The sequence below is a fragment of the Penaeicola halotolerans genome, assembly GCF_016464625.1.
GTDB classification, from domain to species: Bacteria; Bacteroidota; Bacteroidia; order Cytophagales; family Cyclobacteriaceae; genus Penaeicola; species Penaeicola halotolerans.
Window position 1 is genome coordinate 1 of record NZ_JAEAGO010000247.1, and the last position, 232, is coordinate 232.

The window sequence follows — 232 nt, forward strand, 5'->3', positions numbered from 1 at the left end:
TTCCATGATCCTTGGCTTTTATTGACTTCCCATCTGAGCTTATTCTCTACCTCTTGAGACTGCATACCTAGTTTTCGCTGATTATTCTCTCCACTCTCTTGGTCCTCAAACCTATCCACGCGATTGTCAAACACATTTCTACTTACTGTAAGTAAGCTGTAGCCGTTTGCCAATCTTTTTCTTAATGATAATCCCACAGTATAGTTCCACTGATTATTACTCGGAGTAGCTC

General features: G+C 40.5%; 1 protein-coding gene. It reads right to left on the minus strand.

The features are described 5' to 3' along the window. Positions 1-232, minus strand: a 232-nt coding sequence (locus I5349_RS14165) for a hypothetical protein (protein ID WP_226391405.1), incomplete at both ends; no start/stop codon positions are given.